This is a genomic window from Leuconostoc falkenbergense, assembly GCF_045801155.1.
Taxonomy (GTDB): domain Bacteria; phylum Bacillota; class Bacilli; order Lactobacillales; family Lactobacillaceae; genus Leuconostoc; species Leuconostoc falkenbergense.
On sequence record NZ_CP174386.1, the window covers coordinates 662,838 to 687,462 of the forward strand.

The following is a 24,625-nucleotide window of genomic DNA, read 5'->3' on the forward strand; positions in this document are numbered from 1 at the left end:
TATGATAATCATGTATAATATAAATTAATAATTCGAAACGGAGAGCGATATGGCTGATTTATTGGTGATTGAAAATTTAACAAAAAAGTTTGGTGACAAAATAGTTTTTAAAGATATTAACGTTAATGTAAAGAAAGGCGAGGTAATTGCTGTCATTGGACCATCAGGTGCTGGTAAATCAACATTCTTGAGAGCTATCAATATGTTAGATAAACCAACAAGTGGCGAGGTTTTGTTTGAGGAAAACCAACTGACTAGCTTAAATGAAAATCAGCTTGATCAATTGCGTGAAAAAATGGGTATGGTTTTTCAAGGGTTCAATCTATTCCCAAATCTGACAGTTCTTGAAAATATTAAATTAGCACCCCTTAAAGTTAAGGGGCAAGATGATAAAATTGCCACAGAAACAGCCAAGCAGTTATTGACGCAGGTCGGACTTTCTGACAAGGCGGACCAATATCCCGCAAGCCTTTCTGGTGGACAAAAGCAGCGTGTTGCAATCGCACGTGCATTGGCCATGTCTCCAGATATGTTGCTTTTTGATGAACCGACTAGTGCATTAGATCCAGAAATGGTTGGTGAAGTATTGGCGGTAATGAAACAATTGGCTGAGGATGGCATGACAATGATTGTGGTCACACATGAGATGGGATTTGCCCGAGAAGTTGCAGATAAAGTTTGGTTTATGGCTGATGGCGGCATTCAGGAAATTGCTGAACCTAAAACTTTCTTTGAAACGCCCAAAACAGAACGCGCACAAGATTTTTTACAGAAAGTTCTATAATCTCTTGATTGCGGTTGATACTTAAATTTACTGAAAATGATGTAAGTTAGTAAAAGCGCTTACATTTTCGAAGAAATAGCGTTATAATAAAAGTATCAAGAACGATAAGAGGTTGGGTCATGGCATATCAGAATATTTTAGTAGCAATCGACGGATCAGATGTATCAAACATTTTAATTAAAAAGGTGGTTGAATTTGCTCCAGAAGCACACATTGACATTTTAACTGTTGTTGACACCAATGGCGGTGGTTATTTTGGTTCAATTGCGATGAGTGATGATGTTGTTTATCAAATGGAGCAAGATGCTGAAGCGTCAATTAACAAAGCTTATGAATATGCGCAGAGTTTAGGTCACACTGATGTCGATGTTCATGTTCGTTTTGGATCACCAAAGCAAGTTATTGCTCGACATTTTCCTAAGGATCACAAAAATGATTTGATTGTGATTGGGGAAACAGGGTTGAGTCGACTACAACGGGCAATGGCGGGAACTGTTCCATCATTTGTGACACAAGTTGCTAATACAGATGTTCTCATCATGCGTACTTCTGAAAAGTAAAAAAACACCAAATGTTGAAAATCATTTGGTGTTTTTTTATTTGGCCTCTTTAATAATCGTGATGTTAGTAATTTTGACAGGATTAACTGGTTTTGATGCTTCTCCAGAAGCGTTATCCTTAACCTTTGCTTCAGCAATTTTGTCTACTACTGACATGCCTTTGATTACTTGACCAAATACTGTGTAATCACCATCTAGGCTAGGCACACCGCCTTTTTTATAGGCATCATAAATTTTTGAAGGGTAATTATTTTCATCGACTTGCTTTGAGAGATTCTTTTTATTTTGAACGATGAAAAATTGGCTACCATTTGTGTCTGCTCCAGCATTAGCCATTGATACGGCGCCACGAATATTATAAAGTGATGTGCTAATTTCATTTTTGAAACCATTACCACTATCAATACTGCTGTCTTTACCTTTCCAAATTGACTCTCCGCCTGAGCCGTCACCTTTGGGGTCACCACCCTGAATCATGAAGTTGTTAATCACACGGTGAAAAATTGTATTGTTATAGTAACTTTGTTTGGCATGGGTGATAAAGTTTTCAACAGCTAATGGTGCATATTTGTTGAATAGTTTGATAGTGATATCGCCATAACTCGTATGCAGCGTTACTTCACTTTCATTCTCAGATACAGCATTAGTCAATTGAGGCAAAGCAACTTTTTCTAACTTTGGATCCTTTTTTGTGGTTGAAGTCGCTGAGTTTGATGAGTTAGCGAAATGCTGGTAGCCAACAATACTAGCAATTAGTAGTGCAAGAATCACCGCCATTATGATTTGTGGTGCAAATTTTTTCATGATTAAATCCTTTCAATGATAAATGTCTGAGTTGCAGATGTCGTATAATTAGCTTGATTGAAATCTTCTGGAATAAGTTCTGACAAATAATCTAGCCAATCTTTTGGCGTTGCATTAAATTTTGTAATCAAGAGACCACCATGTGTTAGTTTTGGCAAAACCAAGTCAATTTGATTGATAAAATGTGGTGGTTTGTCATTTGTGTTCTCTGTATCAGATGAATAATCAAAAATTGCAATACTAATTTGTTTTCGTTCACCCATATCAGTGCTTAATTGCTGCGTCAGATTATGACCAAGCAGAGTGACACGTTCTGATAGCCCGCTCATGAAGAGAGATGCGGCTGCGGCGTTGGCGTTATCTTTTGTTGTTGCGTAGCTCAATACGTGACCTTCGTTGCCCACGCGTGTTGCTAAAAAACGTGTATTAACGCCATTAGCTGTTGTTCCATCCAAAACCAAATCACCGATTTTAATATTTTGTTCAATTATTTGATGTGTAAATGTGTTACTTGAGGGAATCATCAGGTACTCCTTTATTGTTAAAAAATAGTTGTTGACTGATATAAAGCATTGTGTATGCAATTGCCATCCCAGCGAGTATATCACTCGGGTAGTGAACGTTGACATAAACACGACTAATGGGAATTAAAATAATTAATCCAAGTAATAAGCAGGAAGCTACACGACGTTGCCAATTAGACTTTAGATGGCGATGTAAGATGATAATCAAGCTACCATACAACAAAACAGATACCATTGCATGACCAGACGGGAAACTAAATCCAGATGCAGGGACTAAATGAGGTGTTGGGCGCGGTCGGGTGATAATGTTTTTAACAATTTGATTGCTTAATCCTGCAAACACAATCACATTAAATCCAATAAATAGCGTTTCGCGATAAAAATGGTGGTAGATGAGCCAAAGTGAAAAAGTTATCAGAATAATTGCACTCCAACTGACATTACCAATACTAGTAATCGCCGTGAAAAACCAATTATGTTTATGATCGTAATGTTGAATTAATTGCTGCCCAAAGTTGTCAAATTGCTGAATGAACTTAGCTTTTAATAAAACACCAACTGTTAAAGTAATAAAAACTGCCAAACATATGCAAGGGAGAATAGAAATTTTTTGTATTTTACGCATATAATGATTATACCCGATTGCGTAAAGATGTGATATAATGAAAGTATTACAGTCAACATTAGTAAGTATGGCGGGGTTGTAGAGAATAAGTGGCGCTGTAAACTTATCAAACAAAATACGGAACTCGGTTGACTGAATTACGGGTGAAATGTCAAGTAGTCTGTAACGTATGCTCGCGTTAAGGCAATTAGAGACGTAGTCGTACGTGAACATAGGTGGTACCGTGAATTCAAATTTCACCCTATGTCATGCTTTTTTGCATGGCATAGGTTTTTTTATTTGAAGGTGGTTAATCTAACGGTTTCTTGATGTTCCAACTTAAATAAAGCACACAAAGGAATAAATTATGGCATATAATCACAAAGAAATTGAGCATAAATGGCAAAAATATTGGGAGGATAATCAAACTTTTAAAGCGCCAGATCAATCAGATAAACCAAAGTATTATGTGATGGATATGTTTCCCTATCCTTCAGGGCAAGGGCTGCATGTTGGACATCCAGAAGGGTATACGGCAACAGACATTGTTAGTCGTTACAAGCGCGCCAATGGTTTCAACGTATTACATCCAATTGGTTGGGATGCTTTTGGGTTGCCGGCTGAACAATATGCTATCAAAACTGGTAATAATCCAGCTGGTTTTACAAATAAAAATGTCCAAGTTTTTAAAAAGCAAATCAAGTCTTTAGGTTTTTCGATTGACTGGTCACGAGAAATTAATACAACCGATCCAGAATACTATAAGTGGTCACAATGGATTTTTGAAAAGTTGTACGAAAAAGGTTTGGCTTACGAAGATGAGATTATGGTTAACTGGGCCCCAGATTTTCCGGGTGGTGGCATTGTTGTTGCCAATGAAGAAGTTGTTGACGGTAAGACTGAACGTGGTGGTTATCCTGTCTATCGCAAACCTATGAAGCAATGGGTTTTGCGTATTACTGCGTATGCAGATCGTTTGTTAGATGATTTAGAAGATTTAGATTGGCCTGAAGCGATTAAAGAACAACAACGGCATTGGATTGGTCGATCAACTGGTGCTTCTGTTAACTTCAAAGTTGATGGTTTTGATGACGAAATCGAAGTCTACACCACACGACCTGATACGCTCTTCGGCGCTAAATATATGGTGCTGTCGCCCGAGCACGACCTAATTGAAAAAATTACAACACCAGATCAAGCAGAAGCAATTGCTGCATATCAGGAGATTGTTGCCACAAAGTCTGATCTTGAGCGGACTGATCTTAATAAAGACAAGACGGGCGCCTTCACTGGTGCTTACGGTATTAACCCTATAAATGGCGAAAAATTGCCAATTTGGATTGCTGATTATGTATTGGCGTCATACGGTACAGGTGCAATTATGGCGGTACCAGCTCATGATGAACGTGATTATGCCTTTGCTAAGAAATTTGATTTGCCAATTACACCTATAATTGCTGGAGGCGACGTTAATGAAGCCGCATATACTGGTGATGGCACGCATATCAATTCTGGATTTTTGGACGGATTAAATAAGCAAGAGGCTATTGATAAAGCGATTGAATGGTTGGAAGACAATCACGCAGGACATAAACAAGTCAATTACCGATTGAGAGACTGGATTTTCTCTCGCCAACGCTATTGGGGTGAACCGATTCCTGTCATTCATTGGGAAGACGGGACACAAACTCTCGTACCTGAGGAAGAATTGCCACTTCGTCTGCCAGAAATGACACAAGATCAGTTGAAGCCTTCAGGAACAGGAGAATCGCCACTTGCCAATGCAACTGAGTGGTTAAATGTGACACGAGAAGATGGTGTTAAAGGACGACGTGAGACCAACACTATGCCACAATGGGCGGGATCTTCTTGGTATTTCTTGCGTTATGTGGATCCACATAATTCAAAGGTTTTAGCAGATCCAGAAAAGTTGAAATACTGGATGAATGTTGATTTGTATGTTGGTGGTGCTGAACACGCTGTTTTGCATTTATTGTATGCCCGTTTTTGGCATAAGTTCTTGTACGATTTGGGTGTTGTACCTACTAAAGAACCTTTCCAAAAACTTGTTAACCAAGGCATGATTTTAGGTGAAAATCATGAAAAAATGTCTAAATCAAAAGGCAATGTGGTTAATCCAGATGAGATTGTTAATGATTATGGTGCCGACACACTACGCGTATATGAAATGTTTATGGGACCATTAACACAAAGTAAACCGTGGTCTGAAGAAGGTGTTGCTGGCTCACGTCGTTGGTTGGATCGTGTTTGGCGATTACTAGTTGATGATGAGGGAAAGTTGCGTGATCACGTAACGACAGTTAACCCTGGTGATTTAGATAAAGTTTATAATCAGACGGTGAAAAAAGTAACTGACGACTTAGAAAATATGCGTTTCAATACGGCTATTTCACAATTGATGGTTTTCGTGAATGAAGCTTATAAATCAGATGCTTTGCCAATTCAGTATATGAATGGCTTTGTACAAATGTTAGCACCGATCGCACCATTTTTGGCTGAAGAGTTATGGCAAAAACTTGGTCATACGGAAGGTGTTAGTTATGAACCTTGGCCAACATATGATGAAAAACAACTTGTTGAAGACACAGCCGAAATTATTTTCCAGGTCAACGGCAAAGTACGTGGTAAGGCAACTGTCGCCATAGATATTGACAAAGATGCTATGGTCGAAGCTGCTAAAGCAGATGATAATGTCCAAAACTTCATTAACGGCAAAGAAATTCGTAAAGTTATTGCGATTCCTGGTAAGTTTGTTAATATTGTAGTAAGCTAAGAAATTACATGTTGCGGCATTTGTCAATTTAGAATGTTGCGCAAATCCTCACTTAGGTGAGGGTACATATCAAAAAATGGGGTCACTAAATATGTCGGATGATCAACGTCCAGAAAATCTCAATAGCGGAAATCGCGTCGATAAAATTAACGTCGATGGACAAATGTTGAGTGCTGAGGAAATTTTAGCTCGTGCACGTAAGCGTGTGCAGAACAAACAGTCACCATCACATTCCGGTGGAGTAGCCCCTCAGTCTCATCAAAAAACAGTCATGTCAAATGCTGATATTGCGTTATTAAAGCAAAAAAATGATCAGGCACGTAAGAAAATCATTCAAAAGAAGCCCAGTTTGACAGTAGCAGAGACTTCAAATACGCAATCACAACCTGTAACCCCTTCAGATACAGCTCCTGTCAGTGACAACCAAGCGACGTTAGTAAAGGGCTCCGCGTGGTTGTCAGTGGGTAACATGGTGTCACGTATTCTTGGTGCATTGTACATTTTGCCTTGGATGGCGATGTTGGGCGTGTACGGTAACCGAGCAAATGGTTTATTTACACAAGGCTATAATGTTTATGCTGTTTTTTTGGCCATTGCAACGTTTGGTATTCCAGCGGCCATTTCTAAAATTGTAGCGGAATTAGCTGCTAAACATGATATTTATCGTTCACGGCAACTCACACGTCAATCAATTTGGCTTGGGATTGGTTTAGGCATTCTCTTTGGCGCCATCTTATATATTGCGGCGCCATGGTTATCTAACGGTAATGCTAATGTAATACCGGTATTGCATTCGTTGGCGCCTGCAGTGGCAATTTTCCCACTAATGTCGATGATTCGTGGTATTTTTCAAGGGCACCAATTAATGAGTGTGTCAGCTATGTCACAAGTCATTGAACAAATTGCTCGAGTCGCGTATATGCTTATCACAGCGGTCGTTATTCTAAAATCTAATCCTACAAATTGGACGGGTGTCGTCGTTCAATCAACCTTTGCAGCGTTTATCGGTGCTATTTTCAGTATGTTGGTTCTTATATGGGGATGGGCCAGGTATCGTCACATTTTGGTGCAACCAATTGAAAATGCGCAACCGACACATCACGCCCCAACATTTGGTTTAGTTCTAAATATTTTAAGAGAATCATGGCCGTTTATTATTATTGGATCAGCTATTACGCTTTTCCAACTGGTTGATCAGTATTCTTTCTTTGATATTATGAACCATTTTTTTTCCAATTCTAATACTGAATTACTAAATCAGTTTGCTTTGTTCAGTGCTAATCCCAACAAACTGATCATGATTATTGTGCCTTTTTCAACTAGTATTGCGGCAACTGCCTTGCCTATGTTATCAGGTAGTAAAGCGACATTAACACATGCTGACATTCAAACTCAACTTAAGCAAGTTATGAAATTATTTGCTTTAATCATGTTACCAAGTGCATTGGGAATGTATGCTGTTGCTGGACCGTTATATAAAATGTTTTATCCAATCGGACCTTCAAATCAAGACGGTATCTATTTGTTACAATATTCGACTATTTTAGCTATTGCATTTAGTCTATTCATGTTACTATCTTTTGTGCTACAAGCATTGTCAGAAGTGTCAATTGTGATGAAAGCTTTTATAGCAGGATTTGTAATTAAAATTGTTTTGCAAATACCGTTAATTCGTTTTTTTGAAGGAATGGGTGCTTTAATGGCTAGTGTCATTGGCATGGTTGTTGCAATCGCCTATATGCTTGATTTTTTGAAGTCAATGTACGGTGTTTCATTTAGTACAATCGGGCGCGAGCTATGGCGTATGTTTGTTGCGTCTGCTATGATGGCTGTAATTGCCAGACTAATTGTTTTCTTTTTCAGTAATTTTGTCTTCCCGATGGATACAAAGTTATCAGTAACGATTACAACGTTTGTTGCAGTATTCATTGGTGGCGCTATTCTGATTATGGCCTATCTTCGTATCGGGGTGGCCGATGACTTATTAGGATCAAAGATGCGATTTGTGCCAAAAATATTACGTCCAAAGCGATGATTGTTCATCGTTTTTTTATAACATAAAATATTCTAAAGATGGTATTTTTTAGACGTTATATACGGTATGCTAAAATTAGGTTTTAAACTATTGTTTCAACGGAGGCATATCAAATGACAGAATCACAAACTGTATTGCAGCCGGAATTAATTAATCGGCTTGATAGTAAGATAATGTATCTGGGACAGTTACAGTCCGCAATTATGGCTCATCAGTTGCCGCAAATTTATGAATTATTAGATTCTCAGCAATTTAATGAGCAAGTTCGACAAAGAGCGCATGCAGACAGTAACGCCAGCCTAGCACAGATGGTTGCTGATATTCACAATGAGTTAGCCACCTTTCTTGCGCCAGAATTGATTCACTATTTAAAGGCGCATTTTCAATTTCTAGAATTTGAAGCAATTGATGGTGAACCTGCAATTTATCAAGTTTTTATAGGTGATTGGTGGAACCATCGTCAAATTGGCACGCTTGATGTTTTGGCTTTGACCTTAGAGGTTGATCAAAAGATGATGTTGGCCTTGCACAATGTCTCACAATTGCCAGATGGGGTGAACAATAACGATAATCAAGTCCGTGAAATTAAGCAAATCATGACGGGATTGCAGGCATTTTTAGATGATGAGACGAAGCGAAAACTTGAGGTTCAAGTGATTGAGGATCAATTGGCGCAATTGAAGGAAAATAAGTCTGGTTTACTGGGTCGTACCGATAAAAAAGCTCGTGAAGAACTTGAAAATAAACGTGAATTATTGCTTGCTTCTCAACAACGGGTACCTGAAGTCAAAGAGAAATTACAGTCTCATCAAGCTGAAATTTTAAAATTAGAAAAAGATGATGCGATTCATCGCTTAGAGCTGGAACAAATTTTAACTTATTTTGAAAGTGTCAAAGCATTTGGTGAAAAGATTAGTCATCTTTATGTAGATTATTTAAACGCATTATTGCAGAAGAAGTGATATGACTTTCGATAATTTTGAGTATGCGCAACAATTAAAAAAAGATTTAATGGTGATGCAACGGTGGCAGGTATTAGTGGAAACATTGTCTCAAGCTGAAACAACAGCTGATATCCTAGAAGTCGTCAATAAAATCCTTGCATTTGATGTTCATGAAGCGACAATTCTTCGTGTTGCTAGTGAACATTGGTATCCAAGTACACATTGGGTGACACTTGCTTTTGCAAAGCTATCAAGCATGGCTTCTTTATCTGAGACAAGCGTCGTACTGCCTCAATTGCAAAAGGTTGCGGAGCTTCATTTTGCTGAGTTTCCAAATGCATCATTTCGATTCACAGCAGCGCCTTTGGTAGCGGGTGGTTATTACCTCGAAGAAATTTCGCAAAATTTGCGAATACTGTATTGGGATATGTCGCGTCGTCGCTTTTACCTTGATACCGACCAATTTGCACAATTGGTTCAGACAGAGGCATTACAGTTGGCCGGCTTGCCAGCCCTGAAATCGTTCCAACAGCGTTTGACAGGTATTGCCGAACAACTGAAAGAATTGGATTATGATGTAGATGTGATAGGGATTGACGCCAAGAATAACCTCGATTTGACCATGAGAGGTAAGGACCTACCGGTTGACGTTCTTGATAGTCTGTTTGTGGCGGCTGCAAAACAGCATTTTGTGTTAAAAAGCCATCAAGGACAAAAAACAGGTGCTACGCTAAAAATTGCAGATGTGACACTTGATATAATTCAAAATCGTGATGACAAGGGGCATAGTTTTTGGCATTATGATATCATAGATAATAACCAAGATGTGACACTGTATTCATTGATTCAACAATTGCCTTTTTTGGCACAATGGTACAATATGTGGTTAGATCAGGTCGGTTTAAAAGATCATCGAGAAGTTTTTGTAGAATGAAAGGGAAATTATGACAATAATCATCGTAATATTAGTTATAGCAGTCATTGCGTTAGCATGGATCGCTATATACAACGGTCTTGTGAAAGCTCGAATGCAAACGCAAGAATCGTGGAGCCAAATTGATGTGCAATTAAAGCGCCGAAATGATTTGATTCCTAATCTGGTTGAAACAGTTAAAGGATATGCCAAGCACGAAAGCGAGACATTAACTAAAGTAACACAGTTGCGTCAAGATGTTGCAGCGGCAACAACTCCAGCAGATAAAATGGCCGCCTCAAATCAATTAAGTGGTGTGTTATCTGGTTTCTTTGCCCGTGCTGAAGCTTATCCAGATTTAAAAGCCAATACCAATTTTAACAAGCTCCAAGAAGAGCTTACAAATACTGAGAACAAAATTGCTTATTCACGACAATTGTTTAACGCCACTACCGCCAACTACAATACAAAATTGCAATCATTTCCTACAAATATTGTCGCTGGTGTTCATCATTTCCAGCCTAGTGAGTTTTTGCAAGTGCCTGAAGCAGAGAAAGAAGTACCAACGGTTAAGTTTTAATGTTGTATCAACAAATACAATCAAATAAAAGACGTACCATTGTGTTATTAGTGGCTTTTTTTGTTCTGGTTGCGCTCGTGGGTGCAGCCGTGGGTTATCTATTGCTTGATTCTTTGGTTTATGGTGTTGTAGCTGCGATTATTATTGGTGTCATTTACACAGCAATAATGATTAGTAATTCAACTGCTGTTGTGATGGCTATGAATCATGGTCAAGAAATAACGAATGCTGACCAACAACCAGAATTGTGGCATGCCGTAGAGGACATGGCAATGGTTGCACAAGTCCCTATGCCTAGAGTATTTGTGATTGCAGATGAAAGCCCCAATGCTTTTGCAACTGGTAATGACCCCAAACACGCGGCAGTAGCAGCAACAACAGGTCTTTTGCGTATAATGACGCGAAGCGAGTTGGAGGGTGTCATTGGGCATGAAATGAGTCATGTTCGTAATTATGATATTCGTATTTCTACAATAGCATTAGCACTTTCAGCCGCCATTACTTTGCTAACTAATATCGGTGGCAACTGGTGGTTTTGGGGGAGTGGGGAACGGCGCAGAGAAAATGATCGCAACAATAGCGGTGGCTTGCAGGCAATTCTGATGATATTTTCGATTCTGATGATGGTACTCGCGCCACTAGCTGCGGCAGCCGTACAAATGGCTATTTCTCGAAATAGAGAATATCTTGCTGATGCCGGTAGTGTTGAGTTGACACGAAATCCACAGGGATTGATATCAGCTTTACGTAAATTAGGCGGTGCAGAACCAATGCAAGATGTTGATTCATCGTCAGCAGCGCTGTATATTAGTAACCCTTTAAAAAATAAAGAACATTTATTCGATACGCATCCACCAATTGAAGAACGGATTGCGCGGTTGGAAAAAATGTAATCTCTTCGAAAGCGTCCATTTCATGGAGGCTTTTTTTGATGTAATGTGGTAAAGTTTGCTTTTATATTATTTAAAAAGAATATAAACTGATTATAGTTCGTAAAAAAAGTTATTTTACAACTTTTATTAAAATAATATACGTAAAAAGCTTTACATTCGTATTGCGAATATGGTTAAATATAAAAGTAACAAATTCAGAATATAACACAGGAGAAAGAATCCAATGGAAAATAAATGGCTACGAGCAGCCTTACCGGCACTTCTAATTCATGGCAGTATTGGTACTGTCTATGCATGGAGTGTTTTTAAACAGTCAGTCGCTGATTATATTGGTGCCAGTGTGCCTGATGTGGAATGGGCATTTTCCATCGCGATATTATTTTTAGGACTTTCGGCTGCCGTACTGGGACATTATGTCGAAAAAAATATTAAACGATCGGCCTTATTAGCAACGTTATTTTTTGTTGCAGGTATGTTAGGAACTGGTTTCAGTATTCAACAACGGTCATTAATCGGTATTTATATTTTTTATGGGATTGTCATGGGTATTGGATTAGGAATTGGGTATCTAACCCCAGTTAAAAATTTAATGTTGTGGTTTAAAGATAATAAGGGATTGGGAACCGGCTTGGCGGTTGCTGGATTCGGTCTCGCTAAAATGGTGTTTTCACCGGTTATGATGACGCTGCAAAAATCTATCGGTTTATGGCAGATGTTTATCTTGTTATCAGTTGTTTTTGCACTTATGATGTTGATTGGTACGCTGCTGATTCATAAACCAATTGATTGGCAAGAGAAACCGCTACAAACACCATTTCAACCATTAAAATTAATGGGGAACATGACATTTGTTGGAATTTGGTTGATGTTTTATCTGAATATAACGGCTGGTTTAGCGATTATTTCCCAAGAAAAAGATATTTTATCGAATTTGACGTTACAAAGTGGGAGTGCAGTATTCTCAATTGGTGCAATCACAACAATCTTGAGTATTGATGCTTTCTTCAATGCTTCAGGTCGAATTGGATTTGCGACATTATCTGATCGACTTAAAGATAGAAACAGTGTTTATCAGTTGATTTTTGGCATTTCAATCGTGATGTCATTGTTATCTTATTTTTTGCCTAGCGGTAACTTTTTAATGCCTGTTGTATTGGTTGGGACATTCTTTTTAATTAATGCTGGTTATGGTGGTGGCTTTTCTGCCTTGCCACCTCTACTAGCAGATCGCTTTGGTATGAAAGCAATCTCTAAAATCCATGGGTTAGCCCTCACTGCATGGGCAGCAGCTGGACTTTCTGGTAATCAGTTAGCGAGTTATATTGTGCACGTCTTAGGTATGCCATACCAAACTGTTTTTTTGGCAATTAGCATTTTGTATGTCATCGCCTATTTGATTTCACGATTTATGGTGAAACCAAACCAAATGTTAATCGTTTAGCGTTAAATATGTCTGAATTAATTCTACTTTCTGGTGACTAATTTCATTTAAAAAGCATACAAAACAAATACAATTTGATATGATTAGTAGGTAAGTGACCACGTATTTTAGGAGAATCATATCAATGACAAATATTCAATTTAATTGGCGTAAAATCTTTTTAACAGCTGTCGTATTTATTGCCAGTTCTATCATTCAAGTTATTTCATTGAATGCGTTTTTAATTCCTAATAATATTTTTTCAAGTGGCTTTAATGGTATTTCGCAGTTGCTATCGTTATTTGCGCAACATACTTTTCATATGAATGTTCAAACTGGAACGTTTATGATGGTATTTAACGTGCCAATCGGAATTGTTGGTTGGAAATTAATCGGTGGAAAGTTTACAATCTTAAGTTTTTTAAATGCCATATTTGTGTCAATTATTCAAATTTTAGCACCCACAAAAGCGTTGACGACTGATCCAATGCTGGCAGCATTATTTGGTGGATTGCTGTTAGGTGTTGCAATTGGTTTAGCGATGCGATACGGTTTTTCGACTGGTGGTATGGACATTGTTGCAATGGTTGTTCAAAAGCGAACCGGTAAGTCTGTGGGCGCGTTAATGAATATTATTAACTGTGTTGTGGTTATTGTTGCCGGTTTCTTCATTGGTTGGCAGAATGCCCTATTTACGTTAATTGGTATTTACGCAACAGGTCGAGTTGTGGATACTCTGTATACAGGATATCAGAAACTAACTGCGATGATTGTCACCGCAAAAGGGGATGACGTTGTAGAAGCGCTTCATAAGGATTTGATACGTGGTATTACTATCCTGCCCTCCAAAGGTGCTTACACAAAAAGAGAATCAACTACCTTGATGATGGTGATTTCTCGTTACGAATTATTTGAAATGCAAGAAATTGTCCATCGCGCTGATCCTAAGGCCTTTGTTAACTTATTGAACACAGTTAATGTTTCTGGTGAGTTTTTAGATTCTGACAGACAATTACAAATGAAAAAAGCTATTGCTGTTCCAAAAGTTGAAACGATTGAGGCACAGATTGAAGCAGAGAAACAATTAGAATCTCAACTTGAAAATGTGAACGATAATCAGGTAAAATAGATTTTAAATATTAAGGAGGGCTATTTATGCCTATCGTACAAGTTGAATTACTAGAAGGACGTTCACACGAACAACTCGCTAAAATGGTTAAAGATATTACCGATGTAATCGTTACGGATGCCGGGGCTTCACGCGAAGCAGTACATGTTATTTTAAGAGAAATGCCAAAAGATCATTACGCAGTCGGCGGTGTTCTTAAAAGTGACCAATAAGTTATTTAGCAAAACAACCCCTACAGGGTTGTTTTTTTTCGTAATGTTATCAAAATGTGACAATTTGATGAAATAATCAATTTTTGGTATTTTCTTAAGGTTTTACATGATAAACTTAATATGTTAAGAGAAACTTAAGATTTGAGAATTTTGTCAAAGTGGCTATGGCTACAATGATATAGGCGGAAAGGGTGAATATATGGAACGTCTGGATAAAAAAATTATTGCTTCTGGCCTTGGTGTGCTCGGTCTTGTTGGCGTTGGTTCAAGTATCGTCAATGCTGACCAAGTAAAAAACGCAGTGGATAAAGCCGTAAGCTCAGTTGCTGAAGCAACTGGCTTAGCGCAATCGAATGAGGTCAGTTTGTCAAAGGCAAATTTGACGATTCCAAAAGATAAAGTGCTACATGTCAATACGCCAGCAGAAACGAAAGCTGCCCAAACCAATACTAAAAAGAAAGCAACGACATACCGTGTCAAAGCGGGTGATTCACTCTGGTCAATTGCTCAAGACCATAAAGTCAGTGTTGACGCATTAGTTGCCAACAACAATAATTCTGATTTGATTTCTGCTGGTCAAGTTTTGACGTTGCCGACAGATCAACCAGCAACTCAGAATGCTACGTCTGCAGCACCCGAAGTGGTTGAAACTGCTTCAACAGTTGGCAGTTCAGACAGCACAATAGACACTAATGCTGGCAGCACAGAGATAGATTCGGCCAATGAGACGGATGGTACTGAGGCAAATGCTGATTCTGATCAGGCAATATCAATGGTTACTTCGACAGCCAGTGCTGCGCCGGTAACTCAAAATGTTTCAACTTCAAGCGCAGTTGCTCCGACATCAGTGGCTAGCGAGGCTACTCCAACGACACCTGTAACAGCTACTGAAAGTAGTGATGATACAGATGTGGTAACAACAGGCACATCGTCATCTGCTAATATACCAGATGCTAGCACAGTATCGGAATCTACTACATCGTCTGTTGTAAGTGAGGCAAGCCAAGACTCTACGGCTTCTGCAGCGCAAAGCTCAAGCGCTAGTGCTTCATCATCTGCATCACAGTCTGAGCAATCAGAGTCTGTGGCACCAGCAGCCAACCAAAACGTTACAACTGCTAGTGCAGCCATTGTTTCATTAGCTAAGCAGTTAGCAACTCAAAACATTCCTTACGTTTGGGCTGGTTCTACACCCCAAACTGGTTTTGATTGCTCTGGTTTGGTCAGTTATGTATTCCAAAAGGCGGCTGGTATCTCGTTGCCACATTCATCCGTTTTACAGGAATCTTACACAAAAACAAAGGCAGTTTCACAAGCGCAGCCGGGTGATCTGCTGTTCTGGGGAACCAAAGGTGCTTCATATCACGTGGCCATTTATATTGGAGGAAATCAGTATGTTGCCGCACCGCAACCAGGTATGAACGTGCGTGTAGAAACAATTTCAACTAATTTTATGCCTAGTTTTGCAGGTAGTATACAATAATTTACTCAAAAGCAACTGTTTGTTCTGATATAACCAGTTGCTTTTTCTCATAAAAGCGTGTAACATGAAACCAATAATTAAAACATTACTTTGCAGATATAGTGCTGGAAAATGGCCAGCAGTCTCTACCACGCACCAAATGACGTGACTATCCGCAAGTGTTTTTGACCGTTCAAAAGCATTTGTGGATCTGTGTATCCCAAGTGTTTTTTTATTTTTAATTTTTGGCGGATCTGTTGACAATTGTGTTGGCAAAAAGGCCTGATTAGCGAATGTATATCATGTCGATTTCTTAGTGTGTGTCACAATGAATGACGATGGGATTTACAAGTATAAATTTTTTTGGAGAATATGATGGAAAAGTTTAATTCAAAAGGTAAATTTGTCCCAATGGGATTAACGTTTGAAGATGTCAATTTAGTGCCAGAGGAAAATTCGGCAGTTAAGGTCGATCAGGTTACTCTGGAAACCGAGTTGACACCAACGTTGAATTTACATATCCCACTGCTTTCGGCAGCGATGGATACTGTAACTGAGGCACGATTTGCCATTGAAATTGCTAAATTGGGTGGATTGGGTGTTATTCATAAGAATATGACGATTGCCCAACAGGCGGAGCAGGTGCTCCAAGTTAAGATAGCAAAATTTGAACGACAAAATTATCCCCAAGCTGCCGTGGATGCTAAAGGCCGTTTGCTAGTTGCTGGTGCAGTTGGTGTGACAAATGATACTGTTGATCGCGTTGCTGCTATGGCAGAAGCTGGGGTTGATGCCATTGTTTTAGATTCCGCTCATGGGCACTCAGAAGGTGTCTTGCGTAAGGTTTCAGAAGTTCGTAATGCCTTCCCAGAACTTAATATTATTGCTGGAAATATTGCGACGCGCGAAGGTGCTGCTGCTCTATATGATGCCGGAGCAGATGTTGTCAAAGTTGGTATTGGTCCTGGTTCAATTTGCACGACTCGAGTTGTAGCAGGTATTGGTGTACCGCAAATCTCTGCTGTACGTGAGGCCGCCAAAGAAGCCGCTTCGCGGGGTAAAAAAATCATAGCTGATGGTGGTGCCAAAACACCTGAAGATATTGTCAAAGCAATGGTTGCTGGTGGTAATGCTGTGATGTTGGGGTCAATGTTTTCTGGTACAGAAGAAACACCAGGCGATTCGTTTGAAGATAATGGCCGCCTATACAAAAGTTATCGTGGTATGGGGTCGATTGCTGCTATGGAAAATGGCTCAAAAGATCGTTATTTTCAAGGCGAAGTTAATGAAGCAAATAAGATGGTGCCAGAAGGTATTGAAGCTAGAGTTGCCTATAAAGGAGCATTGGTTGATGTGTTAAATGGTATTTTGACAGGTATGCGTCAAGAAATGGCATCAGTAGGTGAATCAGCGGTAGCTGGACTAGTGGCAAATGATCATTTAGCAAAATCTACTCAAGCTGTTGATTTTGAAGCTATTTTGACACAAAAAGCACCCACTCTTTTTTAAATTAATCTTAGGAGAAATCATGTCTGAATCAACTCAATTTATTGGCCTAGGCTATGATCAAGCTTTACTTGTACCAGGCGCCTCAAATGTTTTACCACATACAGTCTCATTAACAAGTCAATTAGCACCAAATTTCAAATTAAATATACCACTAATTTCTGAAGCGTATGATTCTGAAACAGATGAACGGGTTGTACCAATTGCACTTAATGGTGGCTTGGGTATCTTTGTGCAACAAGAATCAGTGGATGAACAAGTTGAACTAGTCAAGTCAGCAAAATCTACAGTCATCGATGAACAAAAATTTCCAAATGCTTTGACAGATGATCAAGGAAAATTGGTTGTTGGTGCTGAAGTTTGGTTGGGTGCTGACGCTAGCAAGCGTGTAGACGCCTTGGTAAATGCTGGTGTGAACGCTATTTTCTTCTATTTACACGCTGATTTGGATGATAGTGTAATAACAATCATAAAGGCAACTAGACAAGCATATCCACAATTGTTGGTAGCTGTTGGTGTTGTAGAGGATCCAAATGTAGCTGCACAAATCTATGATTCTGGTGCCGACGCGGTTCTAGCAGGACGCTGTGTCAATTCATCCTTGCCAAATGATTTGACTTATCCATTTTTGACAGTGACGATGGGTATAGCAGATGTAGCATCTAATTATGACAACAAATCAGTCATTGCTGTTGGCGGTGTTCATTACTCTGGGGATGTCGTGAAAGCATTGGCTGCTGGTGCAGATGCAACGCTTGTTTCGGATCTTTTAAAAGGAGAAGTTCTGGAAGCAGATGGCTCGTTTAAGGGCGGTGATATGGCAATTGATGATGCCATCTTCCAAACTGATGGTGGCCTTCGGGCTGGTATGGGTTATACTGGGTCTGCAACAATTCAAGATTTAAAATTACATGCTAAGTTTGTGCAGATTACAGATAATGGCCTTCGTGAATCACATCCGCATGATGTTGAAATCACCAAGCAAGCCCCTAACTACGCGAAAGGATAATTCATGGCTGACGCACTAGATAAAGTTTTAGTTCTTGACTACGGTAGTCAATATAATCAACTCATTACTCGTCGTATTCGAGAAATGGGTGTCTTTTCTGAATTAAAGTCACGAAAAATGACGGCTTCAGAAATTAGAGATTACAATCCAAAGGCAATTATTCTTTCTGGCGGTCCTAAATCCGTTTATGAAGAAAATGCTTTTACAATTGATAATGAAATATTTGAGTTAGGTGTCCCTGTTTTGGGTGTTTGTTATGGCATGCAATTAATGGCGCAAAACTTAGGTGGAAAAGTTGAAGCAAACCCAGGTAATGGTGAATTTGGGCAAACAATTTTAAATCATACTGAACACGCGGGGCGACTTTTGGCGAATACGCCAGTTTCACAGACGGTTCTGATGAGCCATTCTGATAATGTGACCGCATTGCCGGCAGGATTTGAAGTAATTGGTGGTTCGGACAAAACACCGATTGCAGCCATTGCTGATGAGAAGCGACGTCTCTATGGTGTCCAATTCCACGCCGAGACAACATTGTCGGAGAACGGAAAGCAAATCTTGCAGAACTTTGTTAAAGATATTGCTGGTGCGACGGCAAATTGGGACATGAGTGGGTTCATTGATGATCAAATTGCCAAAATTCGTGAAATCGTTGGTGATAAAAAAGTGCTACTTGGTTTGTCAGGTGGTGTTGATTCTTCCGTTGTTGGAGTTTTATTGCATCGTGCAATCGGGAATCAATTAACTTCCATTTTTGTAGATCATGGTTTGTTGCGTAAAAATGAAGCTGAACAAGTCATGTCCATGCTTGGTGGTAAATTTGGTCTGAATATTATCAAAGTTGATGCACAATCGCGTTTCTTGGACAAGTTAGCTGGTGTAACAGATCCGGAAAGAAAACGTAAAATTATTGGTAATGAGTTTATTCAAGTTTTCAATGATGAAGCTAAAAACCTTGATGGGATTGAGTTTTTAGCACAAGGCACACTTTATACAGATGTCATCGAATCGGGCACAGATACTGCACAAACTATTAAGTCTCACCATAATGTTGGCGGGTTACCTGAAGACATGCAATTTAAGTTGATTGAACCTCTTAATACTTTATTCAAGGATGAAGTTCGTGAGTTAGGTGAAAAGTTGAATATGCCTCATGAAATGGTTTGGCGTCAACCCTTCCCGGGACCGGGGCTGGGTATCCGTATTCTTGGCGATATTACCGAAGATAAATTAGAAATTGTGCGTGATTCGGATTGGATTTTACGCGATGAAATTGCTAAAGCTGGTCTTGAAGGTGATATTTGGCAATATTTCACCGTATTAACTGGTGTCCGCTCGGTCGGTGTGATGGGTGACTACCGTACGTATGATTATACAATTGCTATTCGCGCAATCACATCTGTTGATGGTATGACGGCTGACTTTGCTCATATTCCGTGGGAATTACTTCAAAAAATCTCAGCACGAATCGTTAATGAAGTAGGACATATTAACCGTGTCGTGTATGATATTACCGCTAAGCCACCGGCAACTGTTGAGTGGGAATAACCCAACTAATCAAAACAAAAGTTTTTTACGTTTTAAATTTTTAAAAGCAAACATGGACAACATGTTTGCTTTTTATAGTTAATGAATATGCAATTTATCAATTAGGCAACATGATAATTAATCGATAACGATGAAATCTTGTCATTTTAATAGTGAGTATCAGAAAGAAAAGACGATATTTGAAAATTAAATGAGGCATGATATATAAAATAATATGCTATATTGTTGAACTAATTATTATGAAAACTTGCTTTATTAAACTTAAATGATTTAAAAATTTTTTTAAAAATTAAAACACATAGGTAACTGAGAAAGTTAATCAGTCAGCTTTTTGCTCAAATTACTTTGATGATATAATTACTTGGCTATGTCATTGCCATATGATAAAATAAGAGCTAGTGTGAAGCTTATCAAAAAAAATGTCAACAAAGCTGTGTCACCTAAGGGACAAAGTTTGTCCAATAAGGTGCTACAACTTTTTTATTTGGAGGTCTGATATGCCATGGATTTTTTTATTAATGGCCGGTTTATCTGAGATTCTTTGGTCAACTGCAATGAAACTGAGCGATGGTTTTTCAAAAATTAGTTGGGCTATCGTTACGGTAGTTGGTTTAATTGCCAGCATGCTATTCTTATTGCAGGCAGTCAAACATTTGTCGTTTAGCTTAGCATATCCTATCTGGACAGGCATTGGTGCAGTTGGTTCGGTAGTCGTTGGTGTGTCATTGTTTCATGATAAATTTTCTGGGGCCACTTGGTTGTTTGTAATTTTGTTAATTGTGGCTATTATTGGCATAAAAATGACGGCTGGCGAATAGTGAGATGATATCAGGTTAATTTTTGTTGGCGCAAAATAATATCAAAAGCAATAACACCGACAATGCCGATGCTAGTACCAATTAAAATTGCGATTAACCGAGTGATGATTAAATTTGTTCCTAGTTCAGGTCGAACCAGTTTAAAAAGAATAAGCGCAATTGGTGTTGTAAAAAAATTTCCAATCAAGTAGCTTTTAGGCATTGCGAAACAAATTATTCCCATCAATATGACTGCAATAATCATCAATAAGATTTTTTGATGGATTGTTGTATAAATTAATAAAGCAAATATACATCCAACAATGCCAGCAAGCACATAGTGGTATTGGCGATGCCTAGCGGTTGGTATGTTTTCAGCTTGCAAGATGGTGATAGCAGAGACTAACAACCAGTAATAGTTATTGAGGTGACTCTGAACACCAATAAAATAGGCTAACATAGCAAAAATAGAATAGTTAATGGCACGCATGGATTCAATGTTATAAGTGAATTTTTCTCGATCTAGACGGAATGTGATGGCATATTTTTCATAACACCAATTTTCGATTAGTGCGAAAACAGTTGCAATAACGGCACCTAAAATGATGTACAAAGCAAATAAAAGTCTTGTTATGATTGATATTTGACCCAAACTGGACAACATACCATTAATCATCAAGATAAAAAAAGCTTGAGGGCCAAACATTTTTTCTTTAGTCAGTATATATTGTGAAATAAATGCTAACATGCCAATCCACAAAATAGCAAACATTGATCCAGCTAACAAAGCACTGATAGGCAAAGCTAGAATAGAAATAACGTCTACTATCAGCAGTTGTGATATTGTTTTATGTTGATTAGCGGGTACATAGTACATGAGTGTCAATGCACCAAAGCAACTCATCACACCTAACCACTGATTATTAAAAAACCCGCCAATTAATAAGGAAATGGCCATTGAACTCATCCCCAAAAAAGCGTGAATGATATGGCGATTGATTTTATTCATGTTAGATTACCTCGAAATTTTCAAATTTTTCCAGCCTAACATAAAAAACTTATCATTGTCAATCAGTATTTGATAATAAGTTGATTAAAAAATTAGATAACAGATTCAATTAAGAATAATCATGTGTTGCATTTTGACGGTCATATTTATTTAGAAGGTTATACAATTGTGGTTTAGCCAATTTTTTATGGTAAAATAAGAGATATATATTTAAAAAAGTGATGAGAGCAGTGATGACCATTAAATATCCAGCAGGCACACGCCATAAGAACTCTGTTCAAAATACAATACGAACGGGTAAGACAACAAAAAAAGCCTTAATTTTCGGTAAACGTGGTATGGGACTGGAAGATGAAATTAATGAGGCTAACGATTATTATTTGGCAAATCGACTTGCTGTCGTCCACAAAAAGCCGACCCCCATTACAATTGTCAAAGTTGACTATCCAGCCAGAGCTGCAGCTAAAATTACGGAAGCCTACTTCAAGCAGGCTTCCACGACAGATTATAATGGTGTTTATCAAGGACGTTATATTGATTTTGATGCTAAGGAAACTAAAAATAAAACATCATTTCCTTTGAAAAACTTTCATCAGCATCAAATTACACATTTAGCAAACATTTTATCTCAAGGTGGCATTGGTTTTGTGATTATCAAATTCACTACTTTAAATGAGGGGTATGTGTACCCAGCAAGTGCATTGATCAAACAATGGCAGAATTTAAAGGGTAAACAATCCATTTCGTATCATGACATTATGACACATGGGTACATTATTCCAGAAAGCTTAAATCCAAGTTTGGATTATCTAAAAGCTGTTGATATGATGCTTGAATCGTTAAAATAAATATCTAGGAGCTCTCTCAGTATTATGGCAAATGATAATTCAAATCAATGGTCGCGTGTTGATCGCAACCAAAATATGTACGATAATCAGCCAGGTCAAGAACCACCAAGGCCCAGACCCAAAGGCAAGGGTAGCGGTCCAAAAAAACCTCTTAAGCCAAGAAAAAAACGACGATGGTTACTTGCAATTTTCCTTTGGCTATTAACGCTAGGAATTATTGGAAGTTTGGCTGGTGCGGCATTATTTTTCACGTATGCCACTGATGCACCAAATATTACTGAATCAGATTTAGCTTCTGAAAATTCAACGCAACTATTAGACAGTCAGGGAAATGTTATTTGGACTATGGCGACGCAAGAGCGTGACTATGCGAATGCAAACGAAATTCCTAAAACGTTGAAGCAGGCGGTTGTTTCAATTGAAGATCGACGCTTTTATAAGCACAATGGTGTTGATCCAATTCGTATTATGGGTGCCGCTTTAGCTAACATTAAAGGTTCTTCACTGGGTATGCAAGGCGGCTCAACGTTAACTCAGCAACTTGTTAAGTTATCTGTCTTTAGTACATCATCAGCCGACCAAACATTAAAACGTAAAGCCCAAGAAGCTTGGCTTGCACTACGAGTTGAAAAGAATTTTACTAAAAACGAAATTCTAACGTTCTATGTTAATAAAGTCTATATGGGTCATGGTATTTATGGCATGAAAACGGCCGCCGAATACTTTTATAGTAAACCATTAACGGAGTTGTCGATACCACAGTTGGCATTGCTTGCAGGAATGCCACAATCGCCAACGTATTACGATCCTTATTTAAAAAATAATTCTGCAGCCAAAGAACGACGAAATACTGTTATTGAAGCAATGGTCAAGTATGGTGCCATTACTGAAAAACAAGCTAAGGCGGCTATTGCTACTCCTGTCAACGACGGCTTGCAAGATTTGACAACGAAAGCAGAAAATGCTGATCAAAATCGCAAGGTGGTTGATGCTTACGCCAAATCAGCCATTTCAGAAGCCCAAAAACTTGGATATGATACTTCTAAATCAGGTTTGAAGATATATACTAGTATGGATTCTAGTTTGCAACAATCATTGTACGATAATGCGAACAGTGGGTCAGTTACTTTTTCTAGTGCAAACTTACAGATTAGTGCAACAATGACTAACCCTAATAACGGACGTGTTGTGGCGCAAATTGGTGGTCGAAATGTCACAACGACATTTGGTTTAAACCGAGCAACACAATCTTCACGCTCATCGGGATCATCCATTAAACCATTGCTGGATTACGGACCAGCCATTGAGTATTTGAACTGGCCAACGTATCGAACGGTTGTCGATAAAAAATATAAGTATGTCGGTACCGATAAGGATGTTTACGACTGGGATAAAAAGTATATGGGAAATATCACTATGCGTACTGCCTTAACCCAGTCTCGTAATATTCCTGCTGTGCGAACACTAGAAGAAGTTGGTGGGGCTAACGCAGAGAAATTTGTTAATGGTTTGGGAATTACAACCGATGGCACGCCTGGTGGTTCGGCAGCCATTGGTATTCCAGTGACATCAGAGCAAGAAGCAGCTGCTTTTGGCGCAATCGCGAACGGTGGTACTTATTACAAACCCACTTATATTACTAAAGTGGTAACTGCTGATGGCACAACACATAACTACACAACAACTGGCACACGCGCGATGAAAACAAGCACGGCTTTCATGATAACAGACATGTTAAAAGGCGTTATCAAGCCTAATGCCACAGCTGCTGATGCTGCGATTACTGGTCTACATCAAGCTGGTAAATCTGGATTAGTTGGTTATGATGAAGATGATAATATGCCTGAACGTGCCATTTCTGACGCTTGGTTCACTGGTTATACACGGTCATATGCGCTGTCTGTTTGGACAGGTTTTGATTATCCAAAGCAAAACTATATTCCTTGGACAGAACAAGATTTGCCAGCACAATATTATGCCAAAGTAATGGCTTATGCTATGCAAAACAAGGATAATACGGACTGGACCATGCCTGATAGTGTTAAACAAACCGTAAAGGGTAATATTGTTGAATATGAAGTTAAAAATGCCTCATGGAGCAATGGTGGCTTACCAAGTGTAACCTCTATTACCCAGTCTGGTGAAACACCTGCTGAAGCGGGTATTTCGACGAACTCTGCATCGACTGGATCTACAACAGGAAACAATTAATTAGGATTTGATCGAACAATCTGGCTATTAATAGCTAAG

The 24,625-nt window shown here is 38.7% G+C and carries 22 protein-coding genes and 1 riboswitch; of the genes, 18 read left to right on the top strand and 4 right to left on the bottom strand.

Annotation, left to right across the window (positions count from 1 at the left end):
- Nucleotides 1–49: 49 nt before the first annotated feature.
- Nucleotides 50–784 carry an amino acid ABC transporter ATP-binding protein gene (locus ACI3ES_RS03305; RefSeq protein ID WP_004913764.1) on the top strand — a complete coding sequence of 245 codons (735 nt, stop codon included), beginning with the start codon at nucleotides 50–52 and terminating at the stop codon, nucleotides 782–784.
- Nucleotides 785–903: 119 nt separating this feature from the next.
- The gene (locus ACI3ES_RS03310; protein WP_004913761.1) at nucleotides 904–1,344 is read left to right on the top strand and encodes a universal stress protein; all 441 of its coding nucleotides are present in this window, start codon (nucleotides 904–906) and stop codon (nucleotides 1,342–1,344) included.
- A gap of 36 nt (nucleotides 1,345–1,380) precedes the next feature.
- Here the strand turns inward: ACI3ES_RS03310 and ACI3ES_RS03315 are convergent, their stop codons facing one another.
- From ACI3ES_RS03315 to ACI3ES_RS03325, 3 genes are read right to left on the bottom strand one after another with little or no spacing between them, the layout of a single operon-like run.
- On the bottom strand, nucleotides 1,381–2,148 hold the full coding sequence (locus ACI3ES_RS03315) for a peptidylprolyl isomerase (RefSeq protein ID WP_114666522.1): 768 nt from the start codon (nucleotides 2,146–2,148) through the stop codon (nucleotides 1,381–1,383).
- A 2-nt stretch (nucleotides 2,149–2,150) separates the two neighbouring features.
- Nucleotides 2,151–2,672, bottom strand: coding sequence for a hypothetical protein (locus tag ACI3ES_RS03320; RefSeq protein WP_004913756.1), 522 nt, complete (start codon nucleotides 2,670–2,672; stop codon nucleotides 2,151–2,153).
- Complete coding sequence (locus ACI3ES_RS03325; protein WP_181809824.1) at nucleotides 2,656–3,255, bottom strand: phosphatase PAP2 family protein; 600 nt, start codon at nucleotides 3,253–3,255, stop codon at nucleotides 2,656–2,658. The genes ACI3ES_RS03320 and ACI3ES_RS03325 overlap by 17 nt, the downstream gene beginning before the upstream one ends.
- A gap of 388 nt (nucleotides 3,256–3,643) precedes the next feature.
- Between ACI3ES_RS03325 and leuS the strand changes: the two genes are divergently transcribed.
- The 14 genes from leuS (at nucleotide 3,644) to ACI3ES_RS03395 (ending at nucleotide 20,539) form a co-directional block, all read left to right on the top strand.
- On the top strand, nucleotides 3,644–6,070 hold the full coding sequence (leuS, locus tag ACI3ES_RS03330; protein WP_004913750.1) for a leucine--tRNA ligase: 2,427 nt from the start codon (nucleotides 3,644–3,646) through the stop codon (nucleotides 6,068–6,070).
- Between the two features lie 91 nt (nucleotides 6,071–6,161).
- Entirely contained in the window at nucleotides 6,162–8,105 is a 1,944-nt protein-coding gene (locus ACI3ES_RS03335; protein WP_114666524.1) for a polysaccharide biosynthesis protein, read from the top strand.
- Between the two features lie 113 nt (nucleotides 8,106–8,218).
- Nucleotides 8,219–9,067 carry a hydrolase gene (locus ACI3ES_RS03340; RefSeq protein ID WP_114666525.1) on the top strand — a complete coding sequence of 283 codons (849 nt, stop codon included), beginning with the start codon at nucleotides 8,219–8,221 and terminating at the stop codon, nucleotides 9,065–9,067.
- Nucleotide 9,068: 1 nt separating this feature from the next.
- Complete coding sequence (locus tag ACI3ES_RS03345; protein ID WP_114666526.1) at nucleotides 9,069–9,983, top strand: hypothetical protein; 915 nt, start codon at nucleotides 9,069–9,071, stop codon at nucleotides 9,981–9,983.
- Between the two features lie 10 nt (nucleotides 9,984–9,993).
- Complete coding sequence (locus tag ACI3ES_RS03350) at nucleotides 9,994–10,542, top strand: LemA family protein (RefSeq protein WP_114666527.1); 549 nt, start codon at nucleotides 9,994–9,996, stop codon at nucleotides 10,540–10,542.
- Complete coding sequence (htpX, locus tag ACI3ES_RS03355) at nucleotides 10,542–11,435, top strand: zinc metalloprotease HtpX (protein ID WP_114666528.1); 894 nt, start codon at nucleotides 10,542–10,544, stop codon at nucleotides 11,433–11,435. The genes ACI3ES_RS03350 and htpX overlap by 1 nt, the downstream gene beginning before the upstream one ends.
- A gap of 223 nt (nucleotides 11,436–11,658) precedes the next feature.
- Complete coding sequence (locus ACI3ES_RS03360) at nucleotides 11,659–12,876, top strand: OFA family MFS transporter (protein WP_114666529.1); 1,218 nt, start codon at nucleotides 11,659–11,661, stop codon at nucleotides 12,874–12,876.
- Between the two features lie 124 nt (nucleotides 12,877–13,000).
- Nucleotides 13,001–13,984, top strand: coding sequence for a YitT family protein (locus tag ACI3ES_RS03365; RefSeq protein WP_114666530.1), 984 nt, complete (start codon nucleotides 13,001–13,003; stop codon nucleotides 13,982–13,984).
- Nucleotides 13,985–14,010: 26 nt separating this feature from the next.
- Nucleotides 14,011–14,196 (top strand): 2-hydroxymuconate tautomerase, encoded by a 186-nt coding sequence (locus tag ACI3ES_RS03370; RefSeq protein ID WP_004913726.1) that lies wholly within the window; start codon nucleotides 14,011–14,013, stop codon nucleotides 14,194–14,196.
- A gap of 199 nt (nucleotides 14,197–14,395) precedes the next feature.
- On the top strand, nucleotides 14,396–15,679 hold the full coding sequence (locus ACI3ES_RS03375; protein WP_114666531.1) for a C40 family peptidase: 1,284 nt from the start codon (nucleotides 14,396–14,398) through the stop codon (nucleotides 15,677–15,679).
- Nucleotides 15,680–15,753: 74 nt separating this feature from the next.
- Nucleotides 15,754–15,850: riboswitch (purine riboswitch) on the top strand.
- 183 nt (nucleotides 15,851–16,033) lie between these two features.
- Nucleotides 16,034–17,167, top strand: coding sequence for an IMP dehydrogenase (locus ACI3ES_RS03380; RefSeq protein WP_114666532.1), 1,134 nt, complete (start codon nucleotides 16,034–16,036; stop codon nucleotides 17,165–17,167).
- A gap of 19 nt (nucleotides 17,168–17,186) precedes the next feature.
- Nucleotides 17,187–18,173: an IMP dehydrogenase gene (locus ACI3ES_RS03385; RefSeq protein ID WP_080519249.1), complete on the top strand. Its 987-nt coding sequence runs from the start codon at nucleotides 17,187–17,189 to the stop codon at nucleotides 18,171–18,173.
- Nucleotides 18,174–18,176: 3 nt separating this feature from the next.
- The gene (guaA, locus tag ACI3ES_RS03390) at nucleotides 18,177–19,721 is read left to right on the top strand and encodes a glutamine-hydrolyzing GMP synthase (protein ID WP_407632021.1); all 1,545 of its coding nucleotides are present in this window, start codon (nucleotides 18,177–18,179) and stop codon (nucleotides 19,719–19,721) included.
- 497 nt (nucleotides 19,722–20,218) lie between these two features.
- Nucleotides 20,219–20,539, top strand: a complete 321-nt coding sequence (locus tag ACI3ES_RS03395) for a multidrug efflux SMR transporter (RefSeq protein ID WP_114666534.1) — start codon at nucleotides 20,219–20,221, stop codon at nucleotides 20,537–20,539.
- A gap of 10 nt (nucleotides 20,540–20,549) precedes the next feature.
- Here ACI3ES_RS03395 and ACI3ES_RS03400 read toward each other — a convergent pair whose 3' ends face one another.
- Nucleotides 20,550–21,527, bottom strand: coding sequence for an FUSC family protein (locus tag ACI3ES_RS03400; protein ID WP_004915341.1), 978 nt, complete (start codon nucleotides 21,525–21,527; stop codon nucleotides 20,550–20,552).
- 233 nt (nucleotides 21,528–21,760) lie between these two features.
- Here ACI3ES_RS03400 and recU point away from each other — a divergent pair, with 233 nt between their 5' ends.
- Together recU and ACI3ES_RS03410 are read left to right on the top strand one after the other, a co-directional pair.
- Nucleotides 21,761–22,375 carry a Holliday junction resolvase RecU gene (gene recU, locus ACI3ES_RS03405; RefSeq protein ID WP_142511260.1) on the top strand — a complete coding sequence of 205 codons (615 nt, stop codon included), beginning with the start codon at nucleotides 21,761–21,763 and terminating at the stop codon, nucleotides 22,373–22,375.
- 24 nt (nucleotides 22,376–22,399) lie between these two features.
- On the top strand, nucleotides 22,400–24,586 hold the full coding sequence (locus ACI3ES_RS03410) for a transglycosylase domain-containing protein (RefSeq protein WP_114666536.1): 2,187 nt from the start codon (nucleotides 22,400–22,402) through the stop codon (nucleotides 24,584–24,586).
- Nucleotides 24,587–24,625 lie beyond the last annotated feature (39 nt).